4 protein-coding genes are annotated in these 2,646 nt (G+C 38.1%); all 4 read right to left on the bottom strand.

Features of this window, described 5'->3' with window-relative positions:
• A partial coding sequence (locus tag ACFX4U_RS24000; RefSeq protein WP_380221067.1) for a hypothetical protein occupies positions 1-113 on the bottom strand: 113 nt, incomplete at its 3' end.
• A gap of 232 nt (positions 114-345) precedes the next feature.
• A complete protein-coding gene (locus ACFX4U_RS23995) occupies positions 346-885 on the bottom strand; it encodes a hypothetical protein (RefSeq protein WP_313507972.1) in 540 nt (179 codons plus the stop codon).
• A 714-nt stretch (positions 886-1,599) separates the two neighbouring features.
• Positions 1,600-2,118, bottom strand: coding sequence for a DUF4303 domain-containing protein (locus tag ACFX4U_RS23990; RefSeq protein WP_305734754.1), 519 nt, complete (start codon positions 2,116-2,118; stop codon positions 1,600-1,602).
• A gap of 15 nt (positions 2,119-2,133) precedes the next feature.
• Positions 2,134-2,646 (bottom strand): RHS repeat-associated core domain-containing protein (locus ACFX4U_RS23985; RefSeq protein ID WP_380218737.1); only part of this gene is annotated, 513 nt, incomplete at its 5' end.

Genomic DNA, 2,646 nt, shown 5'->3' with positions numbered 1-2,646 from the left:
ATAATCACCTGGCTGATGCGGTGTTCATCGTCATAGCTGAAGCGCTGCACCGTGCCGCGATGGCTGTCGTGGCGTTCAGTCATACGCCCGAAACCGTCGTACTCCCAGCGCACGCCCTCCAGTCGTTTCAGCAGGTTGTCCCACACCGGCGGTAAATCCGGCGTGGTGCGGTTGGCCGCCGCGTCATACCAGAAACGTTCTTCGCCATCCTGCTAAATAGAACGCTCTATTATCTGGCCGCGCATCCAGCATTACAGTAGCTGAAATGTCTCTAAAACTTTGAGGAGAATGTAGCCTCAAAAAAATTAACGTATTTAAGGAATCTCTTACAATTTTACTCGACGATCATTTGTCATCTTCGCTTATTAAAAAAGCCGGATCAAAGACAATAATACTTTTTCCTTTCATACCACAAGGCCAACCGCCTGACTTATAAGTTTCAAATAGATTCTCAAGGAAACCGTCCTGAATAAAATCATCTAGATACCTATTTATCGCTACCGTCCCCAGGACAAAGTAAGCATTCTCCCGGGCCTCTGAAAAAACAAAATCATCATGTTTATTATTGATTTTTTTTATTTTCTTTTTCCTATAGTCAAGTAAGTCAGAGGAGTGATTTACCTGTAATGTTTCTAAGTAATTAGAAACGGCTTCATATGCTTTGTCGAAGTCAGCATTACCTCGTAATTTTCTCCTGTAATTTTCAATAATATCCAACCAAACCACATACCCCTTGGGTAACTCTTGGTCAAACGCACTTTCAAAAGCCTTATCGATTTCACGTATTATTATAGTGTCAAATTCAAAATCCCCGTTTAACCCTTTGAAAAACTTATCTGTGAAAATGAATTCTACAGGTTCCATAACTTTTGTGAGATCATTCATATTTATCACCAACCGTGTTTATAAAAAATATTAGACCAGAGTGAATTTGTTTTTGCATTTCCAAGTGCACAACCAGCTTGATCCATATCGAGAGGCCTTATGGGATAGCCATTCTGAAGGCCTTTCCGGAGTATATTTTGCACTTCTTCTTTCTGTTTACGTATTGCACCTTTAGGCTGTGTAATATCTATTTTGTTCAGTAGCTTTCTTTTCAGATTTCCTTTCAAAAAATAAAGAGGCTTTCAGATACCACTCAAGCTATAAAATAATTTACTCTCATTTAAATAAATGCCCCGCAATTTAATATTTAATGCAGGCATACACTTACACAGTTCGCTATATAGTAGCATAAAAAAATATTGGAATTACAGTCAACAATAAAACACAGAAAAAATTAATTATTACTCACATCAATTACCCGGAAAAATAAACAAATAAATAAAAAGCCATCATTTCATCCAGATTAGTTAAACACATCAATCACTATAATAAAAATAAAGCACTTCAAAAAATGAATGTCAAACAATATTAAGGGGCTCATCATCTATAAAATTTTATATGTCGGCGCTTTTATATAGTAATTAGTCACAAAACCGTCTCTTACTTGAATAATATGTACATTCAACTTAACAGACTGCTGGTACTATTCCATACATACCAGCATTTTTATTTATACCATTCAGAGTAATTTAGCCACTACAGAACCAATCACATTCAGTCATATCTCGAAAGAAAATAAGACGAGATCGATTTATCATTTATTAATCCTGCAGATATATTCTCAGTTCTTTCTGCATCATCATCATCAGTAATAGATACAAACAATACGGAATCATTTAAGGCTGGCGCAAGCTCACTTAATTTTATTTTTTTTAGTGCATTAATAAGTGCTTGAACAAGTTTGTTCTTAAATTGCAAAAAGTTCGCTCTATCCGGAGATTCTCTTAGAGCCTTACTAATATCAGAAAAATTTTCCGCACAAAATCCTTCGTATGCCCATTCTGATGTAGCCCATTTATAATAACTTTGTGTCTCTCTACTTTTATCTTTTTCAGCATCAAGGATAGAATGCAAGCGTTCCTCAGAATTTGCGCTCAACGATACTGTCATAGCGCTACTGTCTGTATAAAGCGAGAACGCATAAAAATTTTCAGTAGAATATTCAGTAAGAAGTTTCTTGATGGCATCAAACGCAGCCTGGAAACATTTTTCTTCCAGTTCATCCCAGTTCATATATCACCTCTAGGTTCAGCTTCCAAATACTTCCATCCCAATTCTCTGAAGTGCTGCTTTCATCTCATTTGTAGCTTCAACTGCATTTAATCCGCGGCTACTTATGACTTCATGTGCAGCTTCAAGTTTATTTGCAACAAGTTTTGCATTTGCAACAGTATGGCCTCTGTTTTCTGCCCACATAAGCGCAGACACATCTTCAACTGGGTTAATTTCATATTTTTTCAGAATATTTCTACTCCTTTTTAAAGCTTCCTGCATTGGTGGAGACCTTGAAAAATCTCCTTTGAATACAATGTGATGGGCATGAGGGTTAACCATCGATGTTGGAGGCGTTGTTCCTGACCTCCTTGCGAAATATGTTCCCCAATCTCTATCGAGGCACGTAGATGCCAGCCCCCAAGGATCCACCCAAGTAAGCGGATCCACCACATACGTATAAGTATTCAGTCCACCCAGTAACCCTATCGGGTCCATCTGGGTGTAGCGTCCACCGCAGGGGTCGTAGTAGCGGAAGGTGTTGTAGTG

This window comes from Kosakonia sp. YIM B13588 (assembly GCF_042788165.1).
In the GTDB taxonomy this organism is placed as follows: domain Bacteria; phylum Pseudomonadota; class Gammaproteobacteria; order Enterobacterales; family Enterobacteriaceae; genus Kosakonia; species Kosakonia sacchari.
The sequence above is the reverse complement of the archived record's forward strand: the minus strand, read 5'-3'. Positions and strand labels throughout refer to the sequence as shown.